This is a genomic window from Janthinobacterium sp. GW823-FHT06H09 (assembly GCF_058794735.1).
The window spans coordinates 236,107-261,817 of sequence record NZ_JBXAHC010000001.1 but is presented as its reverse complement, the minus strand read 5'-3'; the positions used below and the strand labels follow the sequence as shown (position 1 = coordinate 261,817).

The window sequence follows — 25,711 nt, the reverse complement described above, 5'->3', positions numbered from 1 at the left end:
GCGCCATGACCGCAACAACCGTTCCTGCCAGCATCGCCGATGCCCTGTCCCTGGCGCATGCTTCCTGGCGTCCCGTCCTGCTGCGCGGCTTGCACGCCGTGATGGCGGCCGATCCCGCCTACCTGCCGGCGCTGGCCGCCGACGATTACCTGCCCACGCAGGGCCGGCTGTTCGCCGCCTTTGCCCTGCCGCTGGCGCAGGTGCGCTACGTGCTGGTGGGCGAGGGGCCGTATCCGCGTGCCGACAGCGCCACGGGCGTGTGCTTCATGGATGGCGCCGTCGGCAGCCTGTGGTCGGCGACGGGCCTGTCGAAACCCGTCAACCGCGCCACCTCCTTGCGCAATTTCATGAAGATGCTGCTGGTGGCCGATGGCCAGCTGCAGGCTGGCGACACCTCGGGCGTCGCCATGGCGCCCGTGGCGGCCGCCGCGCTGCAAACCGGCAGCGGCGTGATCCAGACCCTGCCCGACTTGCAGCGCAAGATGACGGAGCAGGGTTTCTTGCTGCTCAACGCGGCGCTGGTATTCCGTGCCCACGTGCCGCCCGTGCAGGATGCGCGCGGCTGGCTGCCTTTCCTGCAGGTGGTGCTGGAAGCGCTGGCGCAACAGGGCGGGGCGGCCTTGCCGCAACTGGTGCTGTGGGGCAAGATTGCCGAGCTCATCAAACGCTTGCCGGTGGCCGCAGCCTTGCCGCAGGTGACGGCGGAACATCCGTATAATCTGTCCTTTATCGGCAACAGCGACATGCAGGCCCTGTTTGGCCCGATGCAGCTGTTGCGTGCTTGAGCTTGAATCATCGCCTGTCTGGCGGAAGTGCGGGGAATATGCAAATCAGTAACGTGGAAGAATTGAAGGCGTGGATCGCGGCGGGCGGCGAGCCCGACTATCTGTATTTCTGGGGCCACACGCCGGCGCAGCCGCAGGTGCCCGACAAAAGCTGCTTCAGTCAGTGGTTTCCGTCGCCGTTCAGCCTGGCTGGCGTGACGTATGCCACGGCCGAGCACTACATGATGGCGCAAAAGGCGGCCCTGTTCGGCGACACGGCCGTGCAGGCGCGCATCGTGGCGGCCGAACGGCCGTCGGAAGTGAAGAAGCTGGGGCGCGAAGTGGCCAATTTTGACGCCAGGGTATGGGAGGCGGCGCGCGCGGGCATCGTCTTCGATGGCAACTTCGCCAAGTTCTCGCAAAAAGCCGCGCTGCGCAAGTTCTTGCTGGGCACGGGCGAGCGCGTCATCGTCGAAGCCAGTCCCGTCGACCGCATCTGGGGCGTGGGCCTGGCGTCGGACAATCCACGCATCGGCGATCCGGCCCGCTGGGACGGCTTGAACCTGCTGGGGTTTGAGTTAATGAAAGTACGTAGCGCTCTGCGTGCCTGAGCAGTATTGTTGTTTTCCTGATGCCGCCGCGCCTGGCGCGGCCGGCCATGCCCCTTCCCGCCCTGTGGTCATCGAGGGGCGCTCTGACAAACCCCGCCGAATTTGTTATACTTGACTAAATCATTCAACTACTCGGGGTTTGAGGAGTTGAAAAACCGCAATATTTTAAACCAGTTGACCAGAGGATGTATGCGTCTGACTACAAAAGGCCGTTTTGCCGTGACAGCGATGATCGATCTTGCCCTGCGCCAGGGCAAGGGACCGGTCACCTTGTCCGGCATCAGCCAGCGCCAGTCGATTTCCCTGTCCTACCTGGAGCAGCTGTTCGGCAAGCTGCGCCGGCATGAGATCGTCGAATCGATCCGCGGTCCGGGCGGCGGCTACAGCCTGGCGCGCCGTGCCGACAAGGTGACGGTGGCCGACATCATCATCGCCGTCGACGAGCCGCTCGATGCCACGCAGTGCGGCGGCAAGGAACATTGCCACGGCGCCGACGCGGCCACGGGCGCGCGCTGCATGACGCATGAATTGTGGTCCACGCTCAATGAAAAAATGGTCGATTATCTGGATTCTGTGTCCTTGCAGGACCTGGTCGACCAGCAGAGACAAAAGATTGCCGAACAAAGCGTGATGGTGATGCACCGTAACCACGCCGCCCTCGGTTGAACATAACAAAATACCAAGTTGCTGATTGCAGGAGTTATTGATGAACGCCCCAGAAAAAAACGTAGGCCAAGTGCACTTTGAAACCGCACCGCATTTCCCGATCTACATGGATTACTCGGCCACCACGCCGATCGATCCACGCGTCGCCGACAAGATGATTCCCTACCTGCGCGAGCAGTTCGGCAATCCGGCATCGCGCAGCCACATGTATGGCTGGACGGCGGAAAAAGCCGTGGAAGAGGCACGCGGCCACGTGGCGGCCCTGGTGAACGCCGATCCGCGCGAAATCATCTGGACGTCCGGCGCGACGGAAAGCAACAACCTGGCCATCAAGGGCGCGGCACAGTTCTACAAGACCAAGGGCAAGCACATCATCACCGTCAAGACCGAGCACAAATCGGTGCTCGACACGGTGCGCGAACTGGAACGCATCGGCTTCGAAGCGACCTACCTGGAACCGCAGGACAACGGCCTGATCACCGTCGAGCAGCTGGCCGCGGCTGTGCGCCCGGATACCATCCTCGTGTCGGTGATGCTGGTGAACAACGAAATCGGCGTGATCCAGCCGATCGACGAGATCGGCGTGTTCTGCCGTTCGAAAGGCATCATCTTCCATTGCGACGCCGCGCAAGCGACGGGCAAGGTTGTCATCGACCTGCAAAAGACCAAGGTCGACCTGATGACCTTCACGGCACATAAAACCTACGGCCCGAAAGGCGTGGGCGCCCTGTACGTCTGCCGCAAGCCGCGCGTGCGCCTGGAAGCGCAGATGCACGGCGGCGGCCATGAGCGCGGCCTGCGCTCGGGCACCTTGCCGACGCACCAGATCGTCGGCATGGGCGAAAGCTTCCGCATCGCCAAGGAAGAGATGGACAGCGAAATCGGCCGCATCAAGGCCTTGCGCGACCGCCTGGCCAAGGGCCTGCAAGAGATCGAAGAAGTCTACATCAACGGCGACATGGACCACCGCGTGCCGCACAACCTGAACGTCAGCTTCAACTACGTCGAAGGCGAGTCGCTGATCATGGCGATCAAGGATATCGCCGTGTCGTCCGGTTCGGCCTGCACCTCGGCCAGCCTGGAGCCATCGTACGTGCTGCGCGCCCTGGGCCGCAGCGACGAACTGGCGCACAGCTCGATCCGCTTCACCATCGGCCGTTTCTCGACCGAGGAAGACATCGACTTCGCCGTGAACCTGCTGAAATCGAAAGTACACAAGCTGCGCGAACTGTCGCCGCTGTGGGACATGTTTAAAGATGGCATTGACATCAATTCCATCCAATGGGCAGCCCACTAACCAACACCGTGGCCCCTGTTGACGGGGCCGGCAAGAATATTAAAGGAGCATCAAAATGGCTTACTCGGACAAAGTACTCGATCACTACGAAAACCCGCGCAACGTGGGCGCTTTCGACAAGGGTGATGAAACCATCGGCACCGGCATGGTGGGCGCGCCCGCCTGCGGCGACGTGATGAAACTGCAGATCAAGGTCGGCGCCGATGGCCTGATCGAAGACGCGAAATTCAAGACCTATGGCTGCGGTTCGGCCATCGCGTCGAGCTCGCTGGTAACGGAATGGGTCAAAGGTAAAACCCTGGACCAGGCGCTGGCCATCAAGAACACGCAGATCGCCGAAGAACTGGCCCTGCCGCCAGTGAAGATCCACTGCTCCATCCTGGCGGAAGACGCCATCAAGGCGGCGGTATTGGATTATCAAACGCGTCACCCGGCAGCAGCTTAATCGTTGGTAGCCCGCCCCAGCCGCAAGGCCGGGGCAGTTACGGAGAAATACATGATCACACTGACCGAAAAAGCGGCGAAACACATCAACCGTTATATCGAACGGCGCGGCAAGGGCATGGGCCTGCGCTTCGGCGTGCGCACCACGGGCTGCTCGGGCCTGGCCTACAAGCTCGAATATGTCGATGAGGCGGCGGCCGAAGACAGCGTCTTCGAATCGCACGGCGTGAAAGTCTTCGTCGACCCGAAAAGCTTGCCTTACATCGACGGCACGGAACTCGATTTCGCGCGCGAAGGCTTGAACGAAGGCTTCAAGTTCCACAATCCGAACGAAAAAGACGCCTGCGGCTGCGGCGAGTCCTTCAGGATTTAAACAGCTGGCAAGACCCCGGTCGGTGCGCTGTACCCATCGATTGCGGTACAGCGACCACTGACAATTATGCAAAACCACTTCGAATTATTCCAGTTGCCGGCGCAGTTCGGGCTCGACATGAGCGCGCTCGACGCGGCCTACCGCGACGTGCAGGGCAAGGTCCACCCGGACCGTTTCATCAACGCCAGCAGCGCTGAAAAGCGCGTGGCGATGCAATGGGCCACGCGCGCCAATGAAGCCTACCAAACCCTGAAAAGCCCGCAAAAACGCGCGCAATACCTGTGCGAACTCAATGGCGTCGACCTGCAGACGGAATCGAACACGGCCATGCCCGTCAGCTTCCTGATGCAGCAGATGGAATGGCGCGAGGAACTGGGCGATGCGCGCGCCGGCAAGGACGCCGACGCGCTCGATGCCCTGGACCGCCAGCTGCGCGGCGAACGCAAGGCACTGCTGGCCCAGGTGGCCGCCCAGCTGGACGCCGCCGACTACGTGAATGCGGCGCAAAGCGTGCGCGCCCTGATGTTCCTCGACAAATTCGGCGAGGAAGTGCGTTTTGCCTATGAGGCCATCGAGGCTTGACCCGGCGATCGCTTGACCGGCGTGCCAAGCGCCAGTCCGGCCCCCGTCTTATAATGCGCACCAGGCATCAGCTGCATCACGCAAAAAATTAATCGAGGCACGAATACAATGGCACTTCTGCAAATTTCCGAACCAGGCATGTCGACCGCGCCGCACCAGCACCGCCTGGCCGTCGGCATCGATCTTGGCACCACCAACTCCCTGGTCGCGACCGTGCGCAACAGCATTCCCGAGGTGCTCAACGACGAAGAAGGGCACTCTTTGCTGCCGTCCGTCGTGCGCTACCTGCCGAACGGCCACGCCAACATCGGCTACAAGGCCCTGTCCGCGCAAACCACCGACCCGAAGAACACCATCGTGTCCGTCAAGCGCTTCATGGGCCGCGGCCTGGCCGACATCGCCTACGCGGAAAACCTGCCGTACGACTTCCAGGATACGCCTGGCATGGTGCAGCTGAAAACCGTGGCCGGCGTGAAAAGCCCCGTCGAAGTGTCGGCGCAAATCCTCGCCACCTTGCGCCAGCGTGCGGAAGACTCGCTGGGCGACGACTTGGTGGGCGCCGTGATTACTGTACCGGCGTATTTCGACGATGCGCAGCGCCAGGCGACGAAAGATGCGGCCCAGTTGGCCGGCATCAATGTCTTGCGCCTGCTGAGCGAGCCGACGGCCGCCGCCATCGCCTACGGCCTCGACAACGCCTCCGAAGGCGTGTACGCCGTGTATGACCTGGGTGGCGGCACCTTCGACATCTCGATCCTGAAGCTGAGCAAGGGTGTGTTTGAGGTGCTGTCCACGGGCGGCGACTCGGCCCTGGGCGGCGACGATTTCGACCGCCGCCTGTTCTGCTGGATCAGCGAGCAGGCCAAGCTGGCGCCGCTGTCCGACGAAGACACGGCCATCCTGATGGTGAAAGCGCGCGAAATCAAGGAAACGCTGTCGACCAAGCCGGAAACGATGATCGACGCGGCCCTGAACTCGGGCGAAGAGATCCACCTGCGCATCACAGCAGCCGACTTTGCCGCCATGACGCAGCACCTGGTGGCCAAGACCATGAACGCCATCAAGAAAGCCCTGCGCGACGCGAACGTGGATGCGGACGACGTCGACGGCGTGGTGATGGTGGGCGGCGCCACGCGCATGCCGCACGTGCAGCGCGCCGTGAGCGAATTCTTCCACACGACGCCGCACGCGAATATCGACCCCGATAAAGTGGTGGCGCTGGGCGCGGCCATCCAGGCGAACTTGCTGGCCGGCAACCGTGCCGCCGGCGACGACTGGCTGTTGCTGGACGTGATTCCGCTGTCGCTCGGTATCGAAACCATGGGCGGTCTGGTGGAAAAGATCATTCCGCGCAATTCGACGATACCGTGCGCGCGCGCCCAGGAATTCACGACATTTAAAGATGGCCAGACGGCCCTGGCCGTGCACGTGCTGCAAGGCGAGCGCGAACTGGTCAGCGATTGCCGTTCCCTGGCGCGTTTTGAATTGCGCGGCATTCCGCCGATGGTGGCGGGCGCCGCGCGCATCCGCATCACCTATCAGGTCGATGCGGACGGCTTGCTGTCCGTCTCGGCGCGCGAATTGCGCTCGGGCGTGGAAGCGTCGATCAGCGTCAAGCCGGCCTACGGCCTGGGCGACGACGACATCGCCCGCATGCTGCAGGATTCCTACACCTCCGCCGACACCGACATGGTGGCGCGCGCGCTGCGCGAAGAGCAGGTGGAAGCGGAACGCATCCTGCTGGCCACGCAGTCGGCGCTGGACGAGGACGGCGGCTTGCTGGACGACACCGAGCGCGTGGCTGTCGATGGCTTGATGACGAAGGTGCGCGACGCTATTGCGCAATCGCAAAGCGGCGCCATCGACCACCAGGCCTTGAAGCTGGCGATCGAAGCACTGGCCGACGGCACCGAGGATTTCGCCTCGCGCCGCATGGACCGCAGCGTGCGCACGGCATTGACCGGCAAAACGCTGGACCAGGTCGTATAAAACCAATTGAACAGCGTGCCGCCGATATGGCGGCCGCGCTCCGAATGACAGACTGAAAGAAGAAACCATGCCACAAATCGTTATCCTGCCGCACGCCAAGCTTTGCCCGGACGGCGCCGTCATCGAAGCACCAAGCGGCAAGTCCATTTGCGACATCCTGCTGGAAAACGACATCGACATCGAGCACGCCTGCGAAAAGTCGTGCGCCTGCACCACCTGCCACGTGCTGGTGCGCGAAGGCATCGAATCCTTGAACGAAGCGACGGAACTGGAAGAAGATATGCTGGACAAGGCCTGGGGCCTGGAAGCCGTGTCGCGCCTGTCGTGCCAGTCCATCGTGGCCGAGGCCGACCTCGTCGTCGAAATCCCGAAATACACGATCAACCAGGTCAGCGAAGGCAGCCACTAAGATGAAATGGTCCGACATACACGCGATCGCCGAGGCTTTGTTCGACGCGCATCCGGACATCGATCCGCTGACCGTGCGTTTCACCGACCTGCACAACTGGGTGGTGGAGCTGGACGGCTTCGACGATGACCACACGCGCGGCGGCGAAAAAGTGCTCGAAGCGATACAGATGGCGTGGATCGATGAAGCGCGCTAAGGGCGCGGCACCCGCCGCCACCGCAGCCGCTGCACCGAAAGACGTCATCACGGCCGCCAGCAACATGCCCGAGATCAAGGATGGCCAGTCGGTTGCCTTGCTGCAGGAGTTGCACATCCTGACGCGCGACGGCAAGATGAACCAGGATAGCCGCCGCAAGCTCAAGCAGGTGTACCACCTGACGCAGTTCATCGAGCCGCTGCTGCGCGAAGTGCAGCTCGACCACCCCGGCGTGTCGCTGGTCGACCACGGCGCCGGCAAGTCGTATCTGGGTTTCATCCTGTACGATCTGTTCTTCAAGAACGGCAACGACGGTTCGCACATCTACGGCATCGAGACGCGCGAAGAACTGGTGCAGCGTTCGCAGGAGCTGGCGAAGAAATTCAAGTTTCCCGGCATGTCCTTTCTGCCCCTGTCCGTGGCCGAATCGACGGAATCGAACCTGCTGCCGCAGCAGATCGACATCGTCACGGCCTTGCACGCTTGCAACACGGCCACCGATGACGCCATCCACTTTGCCCTGAAGAAAAAGGCGAAGTTCATGGTGCTGGTGCCGTGCTGCCAGGCCGAAGTCGCTTCCGTCCTGAAGAAGAACAAGGGCAAGAGCCTGGGCAAGAACGTCTTGACGGAATTGTGGCGCCACCCGCTGCACACGCGCGAGTTCGGCAGCCAGATCACCAACGTGCTGCGCTGTTTGCAGCTGGAAGCGCATGGCTACCAGGTCAGCGTGACGGAACTGGTGGGCTGGGAGCATTCGATGAAGAATGAACTGATCATCGCCAGCTACAAAAACCTGCCGCGCCAGCGCCCGACGGAGCGCCTGCAGGAAGTGCTGCAGACCTTGGGCTTGGAAGAGATGGGCCACCGTTTCTTTGCCGAGGAATTGGCCAAGGCGCAAGCCTGATTGTTGGCTTACGCGGCTAGCCGCTAAGCCAACCTACCAAATCAGTCACGGCCGCGCAGCCCGGGTAGGTCAGGTAGGTCGGGTAGGTCGGATTAGCGCAGCGTAATCCGACAATCAGCAGCGTAATCCGGCAATCAGCAGCGTAATCCGGCAATCACCAGCGCAATCAGCAAAAAGGGGGAGGAGCGGGTCGGTTACAATACCGGCTTTCTCCTCCTCTTGCTTTTTTAGCCTCCCCATGACCACACCTATTGAAATGCCCACCGTCCGCCTGGCCAAGCGCCTGTCCGAAGACGTGCCCTGTTCGCGCCGCGAGGCCGAGCTGTATATCGAGGGCGGCTGGGTGACGGTCGACGGCGTGATGGTGGAAGAGTCGGGCGCGCGCGTGGCGGACAACCAGACCGTGGTGCTGCTGCCAAACGCCACGCTGGAAGAAATGCCGCCCGTGACGATCCTGCTGCACAAGCCGGCCGGCATCAATGGCGGCGTCGGCGCGGAAGGCAAGCCGGCCCTGAGCTGTTTGCGTCCCGAAGAGATTTTTACGCCGGAGAACGTGGCGCCCAGCTCCATCACGCGCTTCCTCAAGCGCCATTTGATCGGCCTGACCATCACCAATCCGCTCGATACCATGGCGTCCGGCCTGCTGGTGTTCACGCAGGATTTCCGCGTCGCCCGCAAGCTGGTCGATGAAGCGAAAACGGTGGAGCAGGAATTCATCGTGGAAGTGTCGGGCACTATCGCTGAAAACGGCCTGGCGCTGCTCAATCACGGCTTGCCCTTCAATGGCAAGCCTTTGCCGCCGATCAAGGTCAGCTGGCAGAACGAGACGCGCCTGCGCTTCGCCCTGAAAAACGTGCAGCCGGGCCAGATCGCCCACATGTGCAAGATGGTGGGACTGGACGTCGTCGCCATGAAGCGCTTGCGCATCGGCCGCATCCCGATGGGCGCCATACCGTCAGGTCAGTGGCGCTATCTGCAGGGTTACGAGAGGTTCTAAAGCTGCGGTGCCACGATGGCGTGGCTTTCCGCAAAGCTTTTCCATAGCCGTTCGGCAATATTCAAGGCGATGGTATCGACCTTTTCCTGCAGGGCCGGGTTGCCCATGCTCTCGGTCGTGGCGAAGAACAGGGTCAGCCAGCGGCGGAACATGCACGGCGTCAGGTTTTCCATATTCGCGTGCTGGGCCAGCGGCTTGCCGTGGTAGCGCATGGTGCCGCGCAGCAAGCCTGACCAGAAATCGACCAATGTTGCCAAGTGGGCATCCCAATCCTTGACCTCGGCGGCAAAGATGGGGCCCAGCATGGCGTCGTCGCGCGCGGCCGCATAAAAGGTGTGGACGAGATGCTTGACGTCGTCTTCGCTGCAGACTTCCTCGCGATAGGGGGCGAAGCGTGTGTGGGGGAGGGGGGCGGTATTCTTCATGGCATGCCATGATCGCAGAGCCCCCGTGGCGCTTCAATGACCCAGGTCAAGCCGCCTAAAAACTCAGGCGGCGACTTTCTTCGCCTTTTTCGCGGGTGCCGGCAATTGCACGATCTGCGTGCCTGCCAGCTTGTCGTGCAGGAATTGCCCGTTGCCGCTGAACAGGGCCGTGGCCGACCAGGCCAGGATGCCCACGCCGATGGCGCCCAAGGCTGTCCAGTGCTGCAGGTCGAAGGCATATGCCGCCACGAGCGCTGGCAGCAGCCACATCCATGACAGGATGTAGCGGTAGGCAGCCACGCGCAGCGGCACGTGGGCGTGGCCCGGCAGCACGACTTTCAGGCGCCACGTCTTCATGGCCAGGGTTTGCCCTTCGCGGCTCCATTGGTGGATGAAATACGCGCCCATGACGAGGAAGGCCAGGCATTGGCGCATGTGTTCCGTCATGGGCGTATGCGCGCCCTGCACGGCCAGTTCAAACAGCAGGAAGGGCAAAAACAGCACGGCCAGGGCCAGCAGCGACTCGTACACCATGGAAATCAGGCGGCGCTTGATCGTGGGATGGGAAGTGATGCTGGCGGCGGGCGTGCTATTTAACATTGGTCGGCAGTGGGGCAGGCGTAACAGGTGGCGTGACGGGCACGGCGGCGGGAGTCGTGGCAGGATCCGTGAGCGGCACGGCCGCCGCTGGCGCAGCGGCTGGCGGCAGGACGGGCGCGGCGGCAGGCGCTGCCGGCGTGGCGGGCGGCACGATCACGGGCGGCTTGCTCGTGGTCGAATTGATCGCTGGCACCTTGCCCAGCGGTTTTTTCGGCACGAGTTCCGTCGCCAGCTTTTTCTTTTGATCTTCCGGCAATTGCTGGTATTGCTCCCATTGCGCGGTTTTTTGACCCGGATCAATCTTCTTCGTGCGCGTGTAGTTTTCGCGCACGAGGCGGCGCTGTTCCGGCGTCAGCTTGATCCATTCGCGCATGCGTTCATGCACGCGGATTTGCTCGTCCGCCGTCATCGAGGCAAAACGGCTGGCGATATCGAGCCATTTCTGCTTGCGCAGCGGTTCCAGCTTGTTCCATTCGCCCGCCAGCGGCTGCAGGGCTTCCTGCTGCGCGCGCGACAGCTTGTTCCACGATGGATTCTCGCTGGCCTTGGGCGGCGTGCCGCCCTTGCCGGCTGTGCGGGGCGAACCGGGCTTGATGGCTGAGGCCGGCGCCGGCGCCACCACGGGCGCTGGCGCCACGGGAGGCGCGGCGGGCGCGGGATGTTGCTGCGCGCCTACCCAGGCGGCGCCCGCCAGGGCGCAGGCGCCCAGGCCGATGCCGCCGGCCAGCCAGCCTTTGCGTACGCTCGTGCCTGCCATTTATTGCTCGCGTTTCGTCAGGTAGGCGTTGAAGCCATGGTCCATGTACGCAGACAGCGGCAATTCGTCCGACAGAACGGCGGCATCGATTTCTGCCAGTTCGGCAATATGTTGTTCCTGCTCAAACTGATAGATGCCCACCAGGCCGCCGACGAGCAGCAGCAGGGGGATGATCACGCTCATGCGGCCCAGCCACGACAGCGGCTCGACGAACAGGCTGCTGGCGACGCCGGCGAACACGTTCTGGCGCACGGCAACGGCGGCGGGCGCGTCCGCCTTCTTGCGCGACAGGGCCTGCTTGCGTGCCGCTGCCAGGCGATCGGTGGTCGATGCGGGCAGGTCGTGGAGTTTTTCGTTCAGTGCATGGCGCACTTTGTAAGCGAAATTGAGATCGTCGGTGTTCATAATTTAATTCCCTTGGCTTTCAGCGATTCGGCGAGCGTGTGGGTAGCTCTAGAGCAATGTGTTTTCACGCTACCTTCGGAGCAACCCATCGCTTCCGCTGTTTCAGCCACATCCATGTCCTGCCAATAACGCATGAGGAAGGCTTCGCGTTGACGTGAGGGCAGTTTTTGTACCTCGGCATCAATCAAATCAAGGATTTGCGCGCGTTCGACCTGGTCGGCCGACGATTCGGCGGCGCTGGAGCCCTGTTCCGATTCATACGTGTCAAGTATATCAAAATCTTCATGTTCGTCGCCCGAGGGCTTCATGCCGGAAAACAGGCTGACCCAGGTGTTGCGAACTTTTTCGCGGCGGAAATAATCAAGGATGGTGTTCTGCAAGATGCGCTGGAACAGCATCGGCAGCTCGGCGGCCGGCTTGTCGCCGTATTTCTCGGCCAGCTTGATCATGGCGTCCTGCACGATGTCGAGGGCCGATTCTTCCTTGCGGACCGCGTAGGCGGCCTGCTTGAAAGCGCGCCGCTCGACATTTTCTAGAAAGTCGGATAATTCTTTGTCTGTTGCCATGCGGTATGGGGATCTTAGCGGCTGCGGGATGCGGTGGGCGAAATGGGGGCGGGTATGCTTTTTGCAACCCCGTGCATGCTAGCAAAAAATGTGCGTTTCCGCAGGGTTTTTGCACGTTGTGTGAGCAAAAATGCAGCGAGGCCGACATTTTCCTTGACCATAATGGTGCAACGCGATAACGTATGGGACGCTTTGAACACCCCAAAGCCCTATGGTCAGGTCGCGACCGGCACACAAGGCCAGCAGCGGCAAGACGCGCTTTCATTTGTAGGCAGTTTGTTCTAACCCGCGCCACAAGCGCGAGCGGTTCGTACAGGCGCCACAGAAACTCCGGCCAAACGAGTTGCGTTAAGCGTTGTTTTGTAAGGTATCTATGGGTGCCCAAAGAAATTGCGTGACCGCATGAAAAGGGAAGCAGGAGCACTGTTGCGTTAGGCGTACCTCGTCAGGAAAGAACATCCGATCAATCTCCAATGGACCTTGAAAGGAATGTTTCATGAATACCGAAGCAGCAGCAGGACCAATTACGGGCGCAGAAATTGTCGTGCGCTGTCTGGCTGAAGAGGGCGTCGAGCACGTCTTTGGATATCCGGGCGGAGCCGTACTCTACATCTACGACGCCATCTTCCAGCAAAACAAATTCCAGCATATCCTGGTACGCCACGAGCAGGCCGCGATCCACGCCGCCGATGCCTATTCGCGCAGCTCGAACAAAGTCGGTGTCGCCATCGTCACGTCCGGTCCGGGCGTCACGAATGCCGTCACGGGCCTGTCGACCGCGTACATGGACTCGATTCCCATGGTGGTGATCTCCGGCCAGGTGCCGAGCCACGCCATCGGCCAGGATGCGTTCCAGGAATGCGACACGGTCGGCATCACGCGCCCCGTCGTCAAGCATAACTTCCTCGTCAAGGACGTCAAGGACCTGGCAGCGACGATCAAGAAAGCCTTCTTTATCGCCCGTACCGGCCGTCCGGGACCCGTGCTGGTCGATATCCCCAAGGATATCAGCATGCACAAATGCCATTTCGATTATCCGAAGGAAGTCGAGATGCGTTCCTACCGTCCCGTCGACAAGGGCCACTCGGGCCAGATCCGCAAGGCCGTGCAGCTGTTGCTGCAAGCCGAACGCCCGATGATCTACACGGGCGGCGGCGTCATCCTGGCAAATGCCTCGGCCGAGCTGAACAAGCTGGTCGACCGCCTGGGTTTCCCGTGCACCAACACCTTGATGGGCCTGGGCGGCTACCGCGCCTCGAGCGAGCAGTATGTCGGCATGCCCGGCATGCACGGCACCTATGAAGCGAACATGGCGATGCAGAACTGCGACGTCCTGATCGCCATCGGCGCCCGTTTCGATGACCGCGTGATCGGCAACCCGAAACATTTCGCCTCGCATCCGCGCAAGATCATCCACGTGGACATCGATCCATCGTCGATTTCCAAGCGCGTCAAGGTCGATATCCCCATCGTCGGCAACGTCAAGGACGTGCTGATCGAGTTCCTCGCGCAACTCGACGCGGCCGAAGCCAAGCCGAATGTCAATGCCTTGAGCAACTGGTGGAAGCAGATCGCCGAATGGCGTGGCCGCGAATGCCTGAAATACCCGACCTCCGACCTGGTCATCAAGCCGCAATCGGTGGTGGAAAAAGTGTTCCAGATCACCAAGGGCGACGCCTTCATCACGTCCGACGTGGGCCAGCACCAGATGTGGGCGGCGCAATACTATGGCTTCGACAAGCCGCGCCGCTGGATCAATTCCGGCGGCCTGGGCACCATGGGTGTCGGCTTGCCGTACGCCATGGGCGTGCAGATGGCCAATCCGGACGCCACCGTTGCTTGTATTACCGGCGAAGGTTCGATCCAGATGTGCATCCAGGAACTCGCCACGTGCAAGCAGTATCACCTGACGCCGAAGATCATCATGCTCAACAACCGTTTCCTCGGCATGGTGCGCCAGTGGCAGGAAATCGATTACGGTTCGCGCTATTCCGAGTCGTACATGGATTCGCTGCCCGACTTCGAAAGGCTGGCGGAAGCCTATGGCCACGTGGGCATGAAAATTGAAAAACCGGGCGACGTCGATGGCGCGCTGAAAGAGGCGTTTGGCATGAAAGACAGGCTGGTATTCATGAACTTCATTACCGACCAGTCCGAAAACGTGTGGCCCATGGTGAAAGCCGGCAAAGGCCTGTCCGAAATGATGCTCGGTTCGGAGGATCTCTAATATGCGCCACATTATTTCTGTCTTGCTGGAAAACGAAGCGGGCGCCCTGTCGCGCGTGGTGGGCCTGTTCTCGGCACGCGGCTACAACATCGAAACACTGACCGTGGCGCCGACGGAAGACTCGACCCTGTCGCGCATGACCATCGTCACCAGCGGTTCGGACGACATCATCGAGCAGATCACCAAGCACCTGAATCGTCTGATTGAAGTGGTGAAGGTGGTGGACCTGACCGAAGGCCAGCATATCGAACGCGAGTTGATGCTGATCAAGGTTCGTGCCGTGGGCAAGGAGCGCGAGGAAATGAAGCGCACCGCCGATATCTTCCGTGGCCGCATCATCGATGTCACCGAAAAGACGTACACGATCGAACTGACCGGCAACAAGGTCAAGCTCGACGCGTTCATCGATTCGATCGACCGCGCCGCCATTCTGGAAACCGTCCGTACGGGTGGTTCCGGCATCGGCCGCGGCGAACGCATCCTCAAAGTATAAAAATATAAGCAGAACTACGCGGCCCTGGCGCCGCATTTAAAACAACAACGCATCATCAAATGATAGGAAATACCATGAAAGTTTTTTACGACAAAGACGCTGACCTCTCCTTGATCAAAGGCAAAAACGTTGCCATCATCGGCTACGGTTCGCAAGGCCATGCACACGCGCAAAACCTGAACGATTCGGGCGTCAATGTCACCGTCGGCCTGCGCAAGGGCGGCGCTTCGTGGACTAAGGTCGAGCAAGCCGGCCTGAAAGTGGCGGAAGTCAACGACGCCGTGAAAGCGGCCGACGTCATCATGATCTTGCTGCCGGATGAAAACATCGCCCAGGTCTATAACGAAAACATCGCGCCGTTCGCCAAGCAAGGCGCCGTGCTGGCCTTCGCCCACGGCTTCAACGTGCATTACGGCCAAGTCGTGCCACGCGCCGACCTGGACGTCATCATGGTCGCGCCGAAAGCCCCGGGCCACACCGTGCGCGCCACGTACACCCAGGGTGGCGGCGTGCCCCACCTGATCGCCGTGTACCAGGACAAATCGGGCATCGCCCGCGATATCGCCCTGTCGTACGCCTCGGCCAACGGCGGCGGCCGTGCCGGCATCATCGAAACGAACTTCCGTGAAGAAACCGAAACGGATCTGTTCGGTGAACAAGCCGTGCTGTGCGGCGGCGCCGTGGAACTGATCAAGGCCGGCTTCGAGACCCTGACGGAAGCGGGCTACGCGCCTGAAATGGCGTACTTCGAGTGCTTGCACGAACTGAAGCTGATCGTCGACCTGATCTATGAAGGCGGCATCGCCAACATGAATTACTCGATCTCGAACAACGCCGAATACGGCGAATACGTGACCGGCCCTAAAGTCGTCACCTCGGCCACCAAGGATGCGATGCGTCAATGCCTGAAAGATATTCAAACGGGCGAATACGCGAAGAGCTTCATCCTGGAAAACAAGGCAGGCGCACCGACCCTGATCTCGCGCCGCCGCCTGACGTCCGAGCACCAGATCGAAGAAGTGGGCGCGAAACTGCGCGCCATGATGCCTTGGATCGCCAAGAACAAGATGGTTGACCAGTCGAAGAACTAAGCAGCAATCGTTCCTCACACGAAGCCGGCGCAAGCCGGCTTTTTTTTGCGCGGGCGTTTGGCCGCCAACATCCGTTACAATCAGGCCCATTCAACCATAGCGTCAGCACCATGCTCGTTTTTTCTAAAGTTTTTGTCGGGAATCTTCATGTGGTCAAGCGCCCCGTCTCGGTTGCCATCAGCTGCTGGTTTCTGGTCCTCAGCTCGCTGTCAGCGCTGGTGTCGGCTTACCTCGGCCGCAACGATCCCTCCATGCTGGCCGGCATGGGGCACGGCGTGATTCCCGCCGAGGTGCAATACGCGATGATGCTCTTCAGCTTGGGCCTTACCCTGGTGACAGCGCTGGCCATGCTGCAAAGGCAGCGTGGCGCGCGCACCGTGTATCTGGTATGGGGCGTGATCGACATTGCGTTCTGTCTGGCGACCTTGCCGCTGAAGATGAACGTCTTGCCTGGCGCGCTCATGTTCGCCGTCATCTGCGCCTTCCTGTACAGTCCGAAATCGAATGCCTGGTTTTCGCCGCGCAAGGCGGCCAATGATGCCTGCATGACGCCAGCCTGAGCACGGTTGATTTCGTGCACACGCTGTTGGCGCGTTTGCTTTACAATCCCGCCCTTCCTTTGCAGTTTCCTATGGACTGCATCTGTTTCGGTATCTGCCGACCGCAACGCGCATCACCGCTTTTGTAGCACGCCAGGCGCTAATTGATCAGCCGTCTGGCAACCTGAAGGACCCCTATGACCGACCGCACTACCGCCACAGTACCCATGCCGGGCACTGCTGAATCCTCCGTTGCCGAACGGCTTCCCATCCTCGCCTTGCTGGCCCTGGCCATGACGGCGTTTCTCGCCCTCCTGTCCGAAACCTTGCCGGCCGGCTTGCTGCCGCAGATTGCCCGCGACCTGAATATTTCCGAAGTCATGACGGGCCAGCTGGTCACCGTCTACGCCATCGGTTCCATATTGACGGCGATTCCCCTGACGGCGCTCACCAGCACCTGGCGCCGGCGCAATGTCTTGTTGCTGGCCATCATCGGCTTCCTGATCTTCAATACGGCGACGGCCCTGGCGCCCAACTATTTCGTCGCCCTGGTGGCGCGCTTCGTGACGGGCATGGCCGCCGGCCTGGCCTGGGGCTTGATGGCCGGCTACGCGCGCCGCATGGTGTCCGTGGAACAGCAGGGCAGGGCGATGGCTATCGCCATGATCGGCACGCCGCTGGCCCTGTCGCTGGGCGTGCCGCTGGGCACCCTGATGGGTGGCGTGCTGGGCTGGCGCAGCATCTTCGGCATCATGTCCGGCCTGGCCGTGGTGCTGGTCGCGTGGGTGCTGCTGGTCGTGCCCGATTATCCGGGGCAAAAGAACGGCGAACGTCTGTCGATCCGCCAGGTGTTCATGACGCCGGGCGTGCGGCCGATTCTGGCGGTGATCGTCGCCTGGATGCTGGCGCATAACATTCTCTATACCTATATCGCGCCGTTCCTGGCGCCGTCCGGCTTGCGCCCCCGCGTCGACCTGGTGCTGCTCGTGTATGGCGTGGGCTCCTTGGCCGGCATCTGGCTGGTCAGCCAGCTGATCGACCGCTGGCTGCGCCCGCTCGTGCTGGGCTGCATCGCCGCCTTTGCCCTCGTGATGGTGGCGCTGGGGCTGGCGATGGACTCGCCCGCCGTGATCTATGTCAGCATGGCCATCTGGGGCATCACCTTTGGCGGCGCCGGCACCTTGCTGCAGACGGCGTCGGCGGACGCGGCCGGCGACGGCATGGATGTGGCGCAAGCGATGGTGGCGACCATCTGGAACGTGGCCATCGCGGGCGGCGGCCTGGCGGGCGGCATGCTGCTCGACGGCTATGGCGCGGCATCGTTCCCGTGGGCCATGCTGGCCTTGCTGCTGGTGGCGTTGACCATCGCCTGGTGCGCGCACCGCCACAGTTTCAAGCCGGGCCGGCGCAGCGGCGGCGCGGTGCTGGGTCATTAATACACTGTTATTTTCAATGACGGTGTGTTGAAATGTGAGCAGATGTGACTGGCGAGCACATTTTGTGACGATTTGTTAATTTGCGCCACGGGAATGAATGAGGCGTTAGAATCTACACAGTTTGACAAGTTTCTCAGGCGAAAGGGATGGCAAAAGCGTCCCTTTCGCGGGCTGTCAGCCACATTAACTACCTAGGAGTACCCCCATGACCGTGATGAAATCCGTCCTTGTTGCCGCCGCAGCCACCGTTGCCCTGAGCGCGCAAGCCCAATCTTTGCCGACTTCCGGCACCCTGGTGGTGGTCCCCGCGTTTGGCGAAGTCAAGCATGTCAATGACCAGGTGGTCGCTACCCTGGCCGTCGAAGAACAGGACAAGGACAAGGCTGCCGCTGCGTCGCGAGTCAACCAGAAGATGAACAAGGGTATCGCCATCGTCAAGCAGGCCGACCCGTCGGCGGCACTGAAATCGTACGGCTACTACACCTATCCCGTTTACCCGGAAGAGCGTCCATTGCCGGCTGGCGCCGTGGCCAAGCCGCGTTTGCCGACGGCCTGGCGCGTCGGCCAGTACCTGGAAGTGACGACGGCCAACCTGGCGTCCCTGCCAAAAACCGTGTCGGCGGCGCAAGGCGTGCTGTCCCTGAATGGCTTGAATTTCGGCCTGAAGCCGGAAACCATCCGCTTGCTGGACGACCAGCGCATCGCCGCCACCTATAAAAACCTGAACGAGCGCGTGGCCGCCATCGCCAAGGCCATGGGCCGCAACGTCTCGGACGCCGTGCTCGATACGGTCGACTTCGAAGGTTCGGGCAACTACGCCACGGAAAGCCGTCCTGCCGCCGCGCCGATGATGATGCGCAGCGCCAAGATGGCCGAAGACAGCACCGTCGCCGAACCGAGCTTCGAGCCGGGCGAAACGACGCTCGACATGCGCGTCGTCGGCAAGGTCAAGTTCAAGTAAGCTGAAGTAAGCTGAAGTAAGCTGATCAATGCGGCGGGAAAATTTCCGCGTCAGCATGTTTTAAAAATCATGGGGCTGTTGGCCCCATGGTCGTTTTTGCCCCATTATTTTCCAGGAGAACACCATGACCGTCATGAAATCGCTGCTGGCAGCAGCCGCCGCTACCGTTGCCCTGGGCGCCCAAGCCCAGGCCTTGCCCACTTCCGGCACCCTCGTGGTGGTGCCCGCCAATGGCGAAGTGGTGCACGCGAACGACCAGGTGACCGTCACCCTGGCCATCGAAGAGCAGGACAAGGACAAGGCCGCCGCCGCCTCGCGCGTCAACCAGAAGATGAACCAGGGCACGGCCATCGTCAAGAAGGCCGATCCGCAAGCCGTGCTGAAGACACAGGGCTATTACACGTATGCCGTGTACCCGGAAACGGCGCCCTTGCCGCCTGGCGTCGCCGCCAAGCCAAGGGTGCCGACGGGCTGGCGCGTAGGCCAGTACCTGCAGGTGACGACGACCAACCTGGCCGCCTTGCCGAAAACCGTTTCCGCAGCGCAAAGTGTGCTGACCCTGAACCGCCTGAACTTCGGCCTGGCGCCCGCCACCGTGCGCAAGCTCGACGACCAGCGCATCGCCGCCGCCTACAAGAACCTCAACGAGCGCGTGGCCGCCATCGCCGGCGCCATGGGCCGCAACGTCAATGACGCCGTGATCGACACCATCGATTTCGAAGGTTCGGGCAACTATGCGCAGCGCGCCAACGTGGCAGGCGCGCGCGCCATGAGCGCCGATTCCATGGGCTACGGCGGCAGCCAGGTGGCCGAACCCAGCTTTGAACCGGGCGAAACGACCCTCAACATGGGCCTGGTGGCCAAGGTCAAGTTCAAATAAGGCTAGTATTGGTGTCAATATTGCCGGCTTGACGCCGCCGCGCTTTTCTTTGGCGGCGGCTCCTCTATAATGACAACATCGGCAGGCGCATGCCCTGACAGTCATGCGCCTGCCATCTGGCACCGATTCCCCCGCAGTACACAAGATATGGAACAACATGGCAAACTTCCCCCGTCGTAGAGGCAAGAACGGCACCCCCGCAGCATCCAAAGCGTCCCGCTTCAGCAAATTCGTGCGCCAGCCGGTGACCGATGGCACTGGCAAGAAAACCTTGCGCCGCCGCGGCATCTATCTGTTGCCGAACGCCTTCACGACGGCAGCCCTGTTTTGCGGCTTCTACGCCATCGTCATGGCCATGAACCAGAAATTCGAACACGCGGCCTGGGCCATCTTCATCGCCATGATCCTCGACGGCCTCGACGGACGCATCGCGCGCCTGACGAATACGCAGAGCGAATTCGGCGCCCAGTACGACAGCCTGTCCGACATGGTGTCGTTCGGTGCCGCACCGGCGCTGGTGATCTACGAATGGTCGCTGCGCGGCATGGGCAAACTGGGCTGGCTGGCCGCCTTCGTGTATTGCGCCGGCGCCGCCCTGCGCCTGGCCCGCTTCAACACGAACATCGCCGTGGTCGACAAGCGCTTCTTCCAGGGCTTGCCCAGCCCGGCGGCCGCGGCCATGGTGGCCGGTTTCATCCTGCTCATGAACGACCTGGAATTTGCCGGCAACCAGCTGGCCTGGGTGTCGTGGACGATCGCCCTGTTCTCGGGCCTGACCATGGTCACCAACGTGCCGTTCTACAGTTTCAAGGATGTGAATTTCCGCAAGTCCGTGCCTTTCATCGTGGTATTCCTGCTGGCATTGTTCTTCGCGCTCATTTCCATCGATCCGCCGAAAGTGCTGTTCCCGATTTTCGTCGTCTATGGCTTGTCCGGCTACGCCGTGTTTTTCTGGCGCATGGCGAAGGGCAAGCCTGTCAGCATCATCCAGACCGACCCCGAGCATTAATACGGCGAGTCGGTAGCGTCGCCAGTCTTCAGCCAGCCAGGAGCAGCCATGAACACCAGCAACCGACTCATTATTTTTGACACCACCTTGCGCGACGGCGAGCAATCGCCGGGCGCCTCCATGACGCGCGAGGAAAAGCTGCGCATCGCCAAGCAGCTCGAACGCATGAAGGTCGACGTGATCGAAGCGGGCTTCGCCGCCGCCTCGCAGGGCGACTTCGAGTCGATACGGGCGATTGCCGGCGCCGTGCGCGAATCGACCATCTGTTCGCTGTCGCGCGCCAACGACCGCGACATCGCCCGCGCCGCCGAAGCGCTGGCGCCCGCCGAGCGCAAGCGCATCCACACGTTTATCGCCACCTCGCCCCTGCACATGCAGATGAAGCTGCGCATGACGCCCGAGGAAGTCCTGCTGCAGGCGCAGAACGCCGTGCGCTACGCGCGCCAGTTCACGGACGACATCGAATTCAGCCCCGAAGACGGCAGCCGCTCGGACGAGGATTTCCTCTGCCGCGTGCTGGAGGGCGTGATCGCCGAGGGCGCCACCACCATCAATTTCCCCGACACGGTGGGCTACGCCGTGCCTGAAATCTTCGGCAATACCATCAAGCGCTTGCGCGAACGCATACCGAACTCCGATAAAGCCATCTGGTCCGTCCATTGTCATAACGACCTGGGCCTGGCTGTGGCCAATTCGCTGGCCGGCGTCATGATCGGCGGCGCGCGGCAGATCGAATGCACGGTCAATGGCCTCGGTGAGCGGGCCGGCAACACGGCGCTGGAAGAAGTGGTGATGGCGCTGCGCACGCGCGCCGCCTATTACAACTTGACGGTGGGTATCGATACGACGCAAATCGTGGCCGCCTCGAAAATGGTGTCGCAGATCACTGGTTTTGCCGTGCAGCCGAACAAGGCCGTGGTCGGCGCGAACGCCTTTGCGCACGCGTCCGGCATCCACCAGGACGGCATTTTGAAGGCGCGCGAGACGTATGAAATCATGCGCGCCGAAGACGTGGGCTGGACGGCCAACAAGATCGTCCTCGGTAAACTGTCGGGCCGCAATGCCTTCAAGCAGCGGCTGCACGAGCTGGGCATCGCGCTCGAATCCGAGGCGGAAGTCAACGCCGCTTTCCTGCGTTTCAAGGAGCTGGCCGACCGCAAATCCGAGATTTTCGACGAAGACATCATGGCCCTCGTCAGCGAGGAGCAGCAGGCGCAGGAGAGTGAGCACTACCGTTTCATTTCCCTGACGCAGCAGTCGACCACGGGCGCCGTGCCCCATGCGCGCGTGGAATTTCTCGTCGGCGGCGAACAGCGCAGCTGCGAAGGGCGGGGCGACGGTCCCGTCGACGCCACCGTCAACGCCATCGAAAGCGCGGCCGCCAGCGGCGCGGAACTGGTCTTGTTCTCCGTCAATGCCATCAGCACGGGCACGCAGTCGCAGGGCGAAGTCACGATGCGCCTGTCGCGCGACGGGCGCATCGTCAACGGCGTGGGCGCCGACCCCGACATCATCGTCGCGTCGGCCAAGGCGTATTTGTCGGCGCTGAATAAATTACACGCGAAAGACGAGCGCATCGACCCGCAGCCGTAAGCCGGGGTCAGACCCGCCGGGTCTGACCCCAGAATTTGCATTTGGGATAGGCGCTAGTCTTGGTGCAAGACGCTCGTCACCAGAAGAAGCGCCGCTCTTCCTTGTCCGGATCGGGCCCGTTCATCATCATGCGCACGATGCCGTCGTGGTCGAAGTGCACGTGCATCATGGAATCCCACACGCCCGATTCCTTGTAGCGGTAGGACCAGACGTGGAGCTTGGGCAGCGGCAGATACGATGTTTCCGTCGGGCGGCCCAGGGTGTGCAGCACGTCTTGCTGCGTCGACACGCCTACCTTGATGCGGGCAAAGCCCGGCGTGTCGAGCACCTGTTCGTAGGAAATCAACTTGTCGTCGGGGCCGAAGCGGGCCATATACGTGTACTGGCCGTACGGCCCCGTCGCGTATTCGAGTTCGGGCCCCGTGGGCAACTGGTAGATATTCGTCGGACGGCCGAGGCGTGCTTCCACGGCGGTGCGCGGCTCGCCCGGCTGCGGTGGCGGGGCGTTCCAGCTGGCGCAGCCGGCCAGCACGGCAAACAGCAGTGGTGTTGCTAATTTGAGCAGTTTTTTCATGTTGGACCTCCTGAAATGCAGGAAAATCCTATCATGCACCGAGAAAAGCCCGCACGGCAGGATACAGGCGGGCATTTTTCCGATATACTTGCGCGTCTGGTTGGAAGCCTAGGCCAGTATTTTAATAATCGTAGTTCACGGTGGATAGGGTTCAGACTCTGTGCACCGCATGTGAAAGGTTTATCATGACAGTAGAAAACATCAACAAAGCCGCTATCATCGCGGACAACGCACGTGGTCAAAACGACACCGGCTCCCCTGAAGTGCAAGTTGCACTGCTGACAGCTCGCATCAACGAACTGAACGGCCACTTCAAAGCCCACTCGAAAGATCACCACTCCCGCCGCGGCCTGATCATGATGGTCAACCGTCGTAAGAGCCTGTTGTCCTACCTGAAGGCTAAAGACGCTACCCGTTATCGCGACCTGATCGCTAAACTTGGTCTGCGCAAGTAATTTTTGCCGTACAAGGTTTATACAGAAATGCCTGCGCCAGTTCGCTGACGCGGGCATTTTGTCATTTGAATTCCGGATTTATGTCGAGAAGTACAGTATTCTCTACCGATATCATGTTTTAAAAGTAAAGTAGCAAAGGTGGTAACAAGTAAAGGCAGCATTTTTACGCCGCCTGTGGTGAGGTGAACGACAGCCCCTGAAAATCTGTCGGCAATTAGAAAAGGGATACCCCATGTTTAACAAAGTTACGAAAACCTTCCAGTACGGTCAACATCAAGTGACCCTGGAAACCGGCGAAATCGCGCGTCAGGCATCCGGCGCAGTGCTGGTGTCGATCGAAGATACCGTCGTTCTGGCAACGGTGGTGGCACGCAAAGATGCCAAGCCAGGCCAGGATTTCTTCCCTTTGACGGTTGATTATGTCGAAAAAACCTATGCTGCCGGTAAAATTCCGGGCGGTTTTTTCAAGCGCGAAGGCCGTCCTTCCGAAAAAGAAACACTGACATCGCGTCTGATCGACCGTCCTATCCGTCCGCTGTTCCCGGAAGGCTACCTGAATGAAGTGCAAGTCATCATTCACGTGTTGTCGGTCAACCCTGAAATCGATCCGGACATCGCCGCCATGATCGGCGCCTCCGCCGCCCTGTGCGTGTCGGGCGTGCCTTTCAACGGTCCTATCGGCGCCGCGCGCGTCGGTTACGCCAACGGCCAGTACATCCTGAACCCGACCGTCCAGCAACTGAAAACGTCGGAAATGGACCTGGTGGTCGCCGGTACCGAAACGGCCGTGCTGATGGTCGAATCGGAAGCGAAACAGCTGTCCGAAGAAATCATGCTGGGCGCCGTGGTCTTCGGCCACGACCAGATGAAAGTCGTCATCGACGCGATTCACGACCTGGTGCGTGACGGCGGCAAGCCGGAAGTGGAATGGGCGCCTGCGCCGAAAAACGAAGCACTGATCGCCCGCGTCGCGCATTTCGCCAACGCCAAGATCAATGATGCGTATCAAACCAAGGACAAGCAAGAGCGTACGGCCAAGCTGAAAGCGGCAACGTCGGAAGTGATCGCCGACCTGTCGGCCGAAGCGGCTGCCAACGGCGGCGCGTCGATCGACAGCGCTGAAGTGAACAACATCCTGTTCGACATCGAAGCCAAGATCGTGCGTACGCAGATCCTGGACGGCGAGCCACGCATCGACGGCCGCGACACGCGCACCGTGCGTCCGATCTCGATCCGCACCAGCGTGCTGCCACGCACCCACGGTTCGGCCCTGTTTACGCGCGGCGAAACGCAGGCGCTGGTCGTCGCTACCTTGGGCACCGCCCGCGACAGCCAGAAGATCGATGCGCTGATGGGCGAGTTCACCGATTCGTTCATGCTGCATTACAACATGCCTCCGTTCGCCACCGGCGAAACGGGCCGTGTCGGTACGCCGAAGCGCCGCGAAATCGGCCACGGCCGCCTGGCCAAGCGCGCGCTGATCGCCGCCCTGCCGGCAGCCGAAGAGTTCAGCTACTCGGTGCGCCTGGTATCGGAAATCACGGAATCGAACGGTTCCTCGTCGATGGCATCCGTCTGCGGCGGCTGCCTGGCACTGATGGATGCCGGCGTGCCGATGAAAGAACACGTGGCCGGTATCGCTATGGGCCTGATCAAGGAAGGCGGCAAGTTTGCCGTGCTGTCCGACATCCTGGGCGACGAAGATCACCTGGGCGACATGGACTTCAAGGTAGCCGGTACCCGCAACGGTATCACGGCGCTGCAGATGGACATCAAGATCATGGGCATCACCAAGGAAATCATGCAAGTGGCGCTGGCGCAAGCCAAGGAAGGCCGCGAGCACATCCTGGGCGAAATGCAAAAAGCCATGCCGCACGTCAAAACCGAACTGTCCGATTTCGCACCGCGTCTGATCACCATCAAGATCAACCCGGAAAAAATCCGTGACGTGATCGGCAAGGGCGGCGCCGTGATCCGCGCGCTGACCGAAGAGACGGGTACGCAGATCGACATCAGCGACGAAGGCGTGGTCACCATCGCTTCCGTTGACGCTGCCGCCGGCCAGGAAGCCAAGCGTCGCATCGAAGAACTGACGGCCTCCGTCGAAGTGGGCAAGACCTACGAAGGCACCGTGCTGAAACTGCTGGACTTCGGCGCCATCGTGCAAGTCATGCCAGGCAAGGACGGCTTGCTGCACATCAGCCAGATCGCCAACGAGCGCGTCAACGCCGTGGCCGACTACCTGAAAGAAGGCCAGCTGGTCCGCGTCAAAGTGCTGGAAACGGACGACCGCGGCCGCCTGAAGCTGTCGATGAAAGCTGCCGAAGGCAACGAAGCGCCAGCCGCTTAATTTCCTTCGGGTTCGCCTGAATGCGGCCTCGGCCGCATGCTCAACAACCGCCAGCGCGCAAGCCCTGGCGGTTTTTTTATGCGCGGCGTTTGCGCTGTATCGAAGGTGTATGCCGACG

General features: G+C 61.2%; 29 protein-coding genes. 23 read left to right on the top strand and 6 right to left on the bottom strand.

What is annotated here, in order from left to right; all coding sequences use genetic code 11:
- The first annotated feature begins 5 nt into the window (after positions 1 to 5).
- The 12 genes from AC1Q6X_RS01275 (at position 6) to AC1Q6X_RS01220 (ending at position 9,232) form a co-directional block, all read left to right on the top strand.
- Complete coding sequence (locus AC1Q6X_RS01275; RefSeq protein WP_230505097.1) at positions 6 to 785, top strand: uracil-DNA glycosylase family protein; 780 nt, start codon at positions 6 to 8, stop codon at positions 783 to 785.
- A gap of 38 nt (positions 786 to 823) precedes the next feature.
- Positions 824 to 1,375, top strand: a complete 552-nt coding sequence (gene ybiA, locus AC1Q6X_RS01270; RefSeq protein ID WP_230505099.1) for a riboflavin biosynthesis intermediates N-glycosidase — start codon at positions 824 to 826, stop codon at positions 1,373 to 1,375.
- Between the two features lie 189 nt (positions 1,376 to 1,564).
- Positions 1,565 to 2,041: a Fe-S cluster assembly transcriptional regulator IscR gene (gene iscR, locus AC1Q6X_RS01265; protein WP_034779566.1), complete on the top strand. Its 477-nt coding sequence runs from the start codon at positions 1,565 to 1,567 to the stop codon at positions 2,039 to 2,041.
- A gap of 40 nt (positions 2,042 to 2,081) precedes the next feature.
- Positions 2,082 to 3,338 carry an IscS subfamily cysteine desulfurase gene (locus AC1Q6X_RS01260; protein ID WP_070311292.1) on the top strand — a complete coding sequence of 419 codons (1,257 nt, stop codon included), beginning with the start codon at positions 2,082 to 2,084 and terminating at the stop codon, positions 3,336 to 3,338.
- A 55-nt stretch (positions 3,339 to 3,393) separates the two neighbouring features.
- Entirely contained in the window at positions 3,394 to 3,783 is a 390-nt protein-coding gene (gene iscU, locus AC1Q6X_RS01255; RefSeq protein WP_034779562.1) for a Fe-S cluster assembly scaffold IscU, read from the top strand.
- A gap of 51 nt (positions 3,784 to 3,834) precedes the next feature.
- Positions 3,835 to 4,155 carry an iron-sulfur cluster assembly protein IscA gene (gene iscA, locus AC1Q6X_RS01250; RefSeq protein WP_034750079.1) on the top strand — a complete coding sequence of 107 codons (321 nt, stop codon included), beginning with the start codon at positions 3,835 to 3,837 and terminating at the stop codon, positions 4,153 to 4,155.
- A gap of 66 nt (positions 4,156 to 4,221) precedes the next feature.
- Complete coding sequence (gene hscB, locus AC1Q6X_RS01245; RefSeq protein ID WP_121670082.1) at positions 4,222 to 4,737, top strand: Fe-S protein assembly co-chaperone HscB; 516 nt, start codon at positions 4,222 to 4,224, stop codon at positions 4,735 to 4,737.
- Between the two features lie 108 nt (positions 4,738 to 4,845).
- Positions 4,846 to 6,726, top strand: a complete 1,881-nt coding sequence (gene hscA, locus AC1Q6X_RS01240) for a Fe-S protein assembly chaperone HscA (protein ID WP_492494634.1) — start codon at positions 4,846 to 4,848, stop codon at positions 6,724 to 6,726.
- Between the two features lie 67 nt (positions 6,727 to 6,793).
- Positions 6,794 to 7,135, top strand: a complete 342-nt coding sequence (gene fdx, locus AC1Q6X_RS01235; protein WP_070311300.1) for an ISC system 2Fe-2S type ferredoxin — start codon at positions 6,794 to 6,796, stop codon at positions 7,133 to 7,135.
- Position 7,136: 1 nt separating this feature from the next.
- Positions 7,137 to 7,331, top strand: a complete 195-nt coding sequence (gene iscX / locus AC1Q6X_RS01230) for a Fe-S cluster assembly protein IscX (RefSeq protein ID WP_070288776.1) — start codon at positions 7,137 to 7,139, stop codon at positions 7,329 to 7,331.
- The gene (locus tag AC1Q6X_RS01225) at positions 7,318 to 8,235 is read left to right on the top strand and encodes a class I SAM-dependent methyltransferase (RefSeq protein WP_070311301.1); all 918 of its coding nucleotides are present in this window, start codon (positions 7,318 to 7,320) and stop codon (positions 8,233 to 8,235) included. The genes iscX and AC1Q6X_RS01225 overlap by 14 nt, the downstream gene beginning before the upstream one ends.
- Before the next feature lie 238 nt (positions 8,236 to 8,473).
- Entirely contained in the window at positions 8,474 to 9,232 is a 759-nt protein-coding gene (locus tag AC1Q6X_RS01220; protein WP_492494631.1) for an rRNA pseudouridine synthase, read from the top strand.
- On the opposite strand, the gene AC1Q6X_RS01215 is transcribed toward AC1Q6X_RS01220, so the two are convergent.
- The 5 genes from AC1Q6X_RS01215 to AC1Q6X_RS01195 form a co-directional block, all read right to left on the bottom strand.
- The gene (locus AC1Q6X_RS01215; protein ID WP_492494629.1) at positions 9,229 to 9,657 is read right to left on the bottom strand and encodes a group III truncated hemoglobin; all 429 of its coding nucleotides are present in this window, start codon (positions 9,655 to 9,657) and stop codon (positions 9,229 to 9,231) included. The genes AC1Q6X_RS01220 and AC1Q6X_RS01215 overlap by 4 nt on opposite strands.
- Positions 9,658 to 9,720: 63 nt before the next feature.
- Positions 9,721 to 10,257: an RDD family protein gene (locus AC1Q6X_RS01210; protein WP_492494627.1), complete on the bottom strand. Its 537-nt coding sequence runs from the start codon at positions 10,255 to 10,257 to the stop codon at positions 9,721 to 9,723.
- Positions 10,247 to 11,014: a DUF3106 domain-containing protein gene (locus AC1Q6X_RS01205; RefSeq protein WP_492494625.1), complete on the bottom strand. Its 768-nt coding sequence runs from the start codon at positions 11,012 to 11,014 to the stop codon at positions 10,247 to 10,249. Before AC1Q6X_RS01205 ends, AC1Q6X_RS01210 begins: the two co-directional genes overlap by 11 nt.
- Positions 11,015 to 11,419 carry a DUF3619 family protein gene (locus AC1Q6X_RS01200; RefSeq protein ID WP_492494623.1) on the bottom strand — a complete coding sequence of 135 codons (405 nt, stop codon included), beginning with the start codon at positions 11,417 to 11,419 and terminating at the stop codon, positions 11,015 to 11,017.
- On the bottom strand, positions 11,416 to 11,985 hold the full coding sequence (locus tag AC1Q6X_RS01195; RefSeq protein ID WP_034779551.1) for an RNA polymerase sigma factor: 570 nt from the start codon (positions 11,983 to 11,985) through the stop codon (positions 11,416 to 11,418). The genes AC1Q6X_RS01200 and AC1Q6X_RS01195 overlap by 4 nt, the downstream gene beginning before the upstream one ends.
- Before the next feature lie 496 nt (positions 11,986 to 12,481).
- Between AC1Q6X_RS01195 and AC1Q6X_RS01190 the strand changes: the two genes are divergently transcribed.
- The 9 genes from AC1Q6X_RS01190 (at position 12,482) to AC1Q6X_RS01150 (ending at position 22,214) form a co-directional block, all read left to right on the top strand.
- Positions 12,482 to 14,212, top strand: a complete 1,731-nt coding sequence (locus AC1Q6X_RS01190) for an acetolactate synthase 3 catalytic subunit (protein WP_071650268.1) — start codon at positions 12,482 to 12,484, stop codon at positions 14,210 to 14,212.
- Position 14,213: 1 nt separating this feature from the next.
- Positions 14,214 to 14,705: an acetolactate synthase small subunit gene (gene ilvN / locus AC1Q6X_RS01185; protein ID WP_010399754.1), complete on the top strand. Its 492-nt coding sequence runs from the start codon at positions 14,214 to 14,216 to the stop codon at positions 14,703 to 14,705.
- 74 nt (positions 14,706 to 14,779) lie between these two features.
- Positions 14,780 to 15,796, top strand: coding sequence for a ketol-acid reductoisomerase (gene ilvC, locus AC1Q6X_RS01180; RefSeq protein WP_034750044.1), 1,017 nt, complete (start codon positions 14,780 to 14,782; stop codon positions 15,794 to 15,796).
- A 149-nt stretch (positions 15,797 to 15,945) separates the two neighbouring features.
- Positions 15,946 to 16,356, top strand: a complete 411-nt coding sequence (locus AC1Q6X_RS01175) for a hypothetical protein (RefSeq protein ID WP_492494619.1) — start codon at positions 15,946 to 15,948, stop codon at positions 16,354 to 16,356.
- A 176-nt stretch (positions 16,357 to 16,532) separates the two neighbouring features.
- On the top strand, positions 16,533 to 17,771 hold the full coding sequence (locus AC1Q6X_RS01170) for an MFS transporter (RefSeq protein WP_492494617.1): 1,239 nt from the start codon (positions 16,533 to 16,535) through the stop codon (positions 17,769 to 17,771).
- Between the two features lie 205 nt (positions 17,772 to 17,976).
- Positions 17,977 to 18,732, top strand: a complete 756-nt coding sequence (locus tag AC1Q6X_RS01165; RefSeq protein WP_492494615.1) for an SIMPL domain-containing protein — start codon at positions 17,977 to 17,979, stop codon at positions 18,730 to 18,732.
- 124 nt (positions 18,733 to 18,856) lie between these two features.
- On the top strand, positions 18,857 to 19,612 hold the full coding sequence (locus AC1Q6X_RS01160; protein WP_492494613.1) for an SIMPL domain-containing protein: 756 nt from the start codon (positions 18,857 to 18,859) through the stop codon (positions 19,610 to 19,612).
- A 157-nt stretch (positions 19,613 to 19,769) separates the two neighbouring features.
- Positions 19,770 to 20,621, top strand: coding sequence for a CDP-diacylglycerol--serine O-phosphatidyltransferase (gene pssA, locus AC1Q6X_RS01155; RefSeq protein ID WP_070224123.1), 852 nt, complete (start codon positions 19,770 to 19,772; stop codon positions 20,619 to 20,621).
- Positions 20,622 to 20,669: 48 nt separating this feature from the next.
- Entirely contained in the window at positions 20,670 to 22,214 is a 1,545-nt protein-coding gene (locus AC1Q6X_RS01150; protein ID WP_070288764.1) for a 2-isopropylmalate synthase, read from the top strand.
- A 76-nt stretch (positions 22,215 to 22,290) separates the two neighbouring features.
- Here AC1Q6X_RS01150 and bamE read toward each other — a convergent pair whose 3' ends face one another.
- The gene (bamE, locus tag AC1Q6X_RS01145) at positions 22,291 to 22,788 is read right to left on the bottom strand and encodes an outer membrane protein assembly factor BamE domain-containing protein (RefSeq protein ID WP_492417444.1); all 498 of its coding nucleotides are present in this window, start codon (positions 22,786 to 22,788) and stop codon (positions 22,291 to 22,293) included.
- Between the two features lie 185 nt (positions 22,789 to 22,973).
- Between bamE and rpsO the strand changes: the two genes are divergently transcribed.
- Positions 22,974 to 23,243 carry a 30S ribosomal protein S15 gene (gene rpsO, locus AC1Q6X_RS01140; protein WP_010399743.1) on the top strand — a complete coding sequence of 90 codons (270 nt, stop codon included), beginning with the start codon at positions 22,974 to 22,976 and terminating at the stop codon, positions 23,241 to 23,243.
- 232 nt (positions 23,244 to 23,475) lie between these two features.
- A complete protein-coding gene (gene pnp / locus AC1Q6X_RS01135; RefSeq protein ID WP_070224120.1) occupies positions 23,476 to 25,593 on the top strand; it encodes a polyribonucleotide nucleotidyltransferase in 2,118 nt (705 codons plus the stop codon).
- Positions 25,594 to 25,711 lie beyond the last annotated feature (118 nt).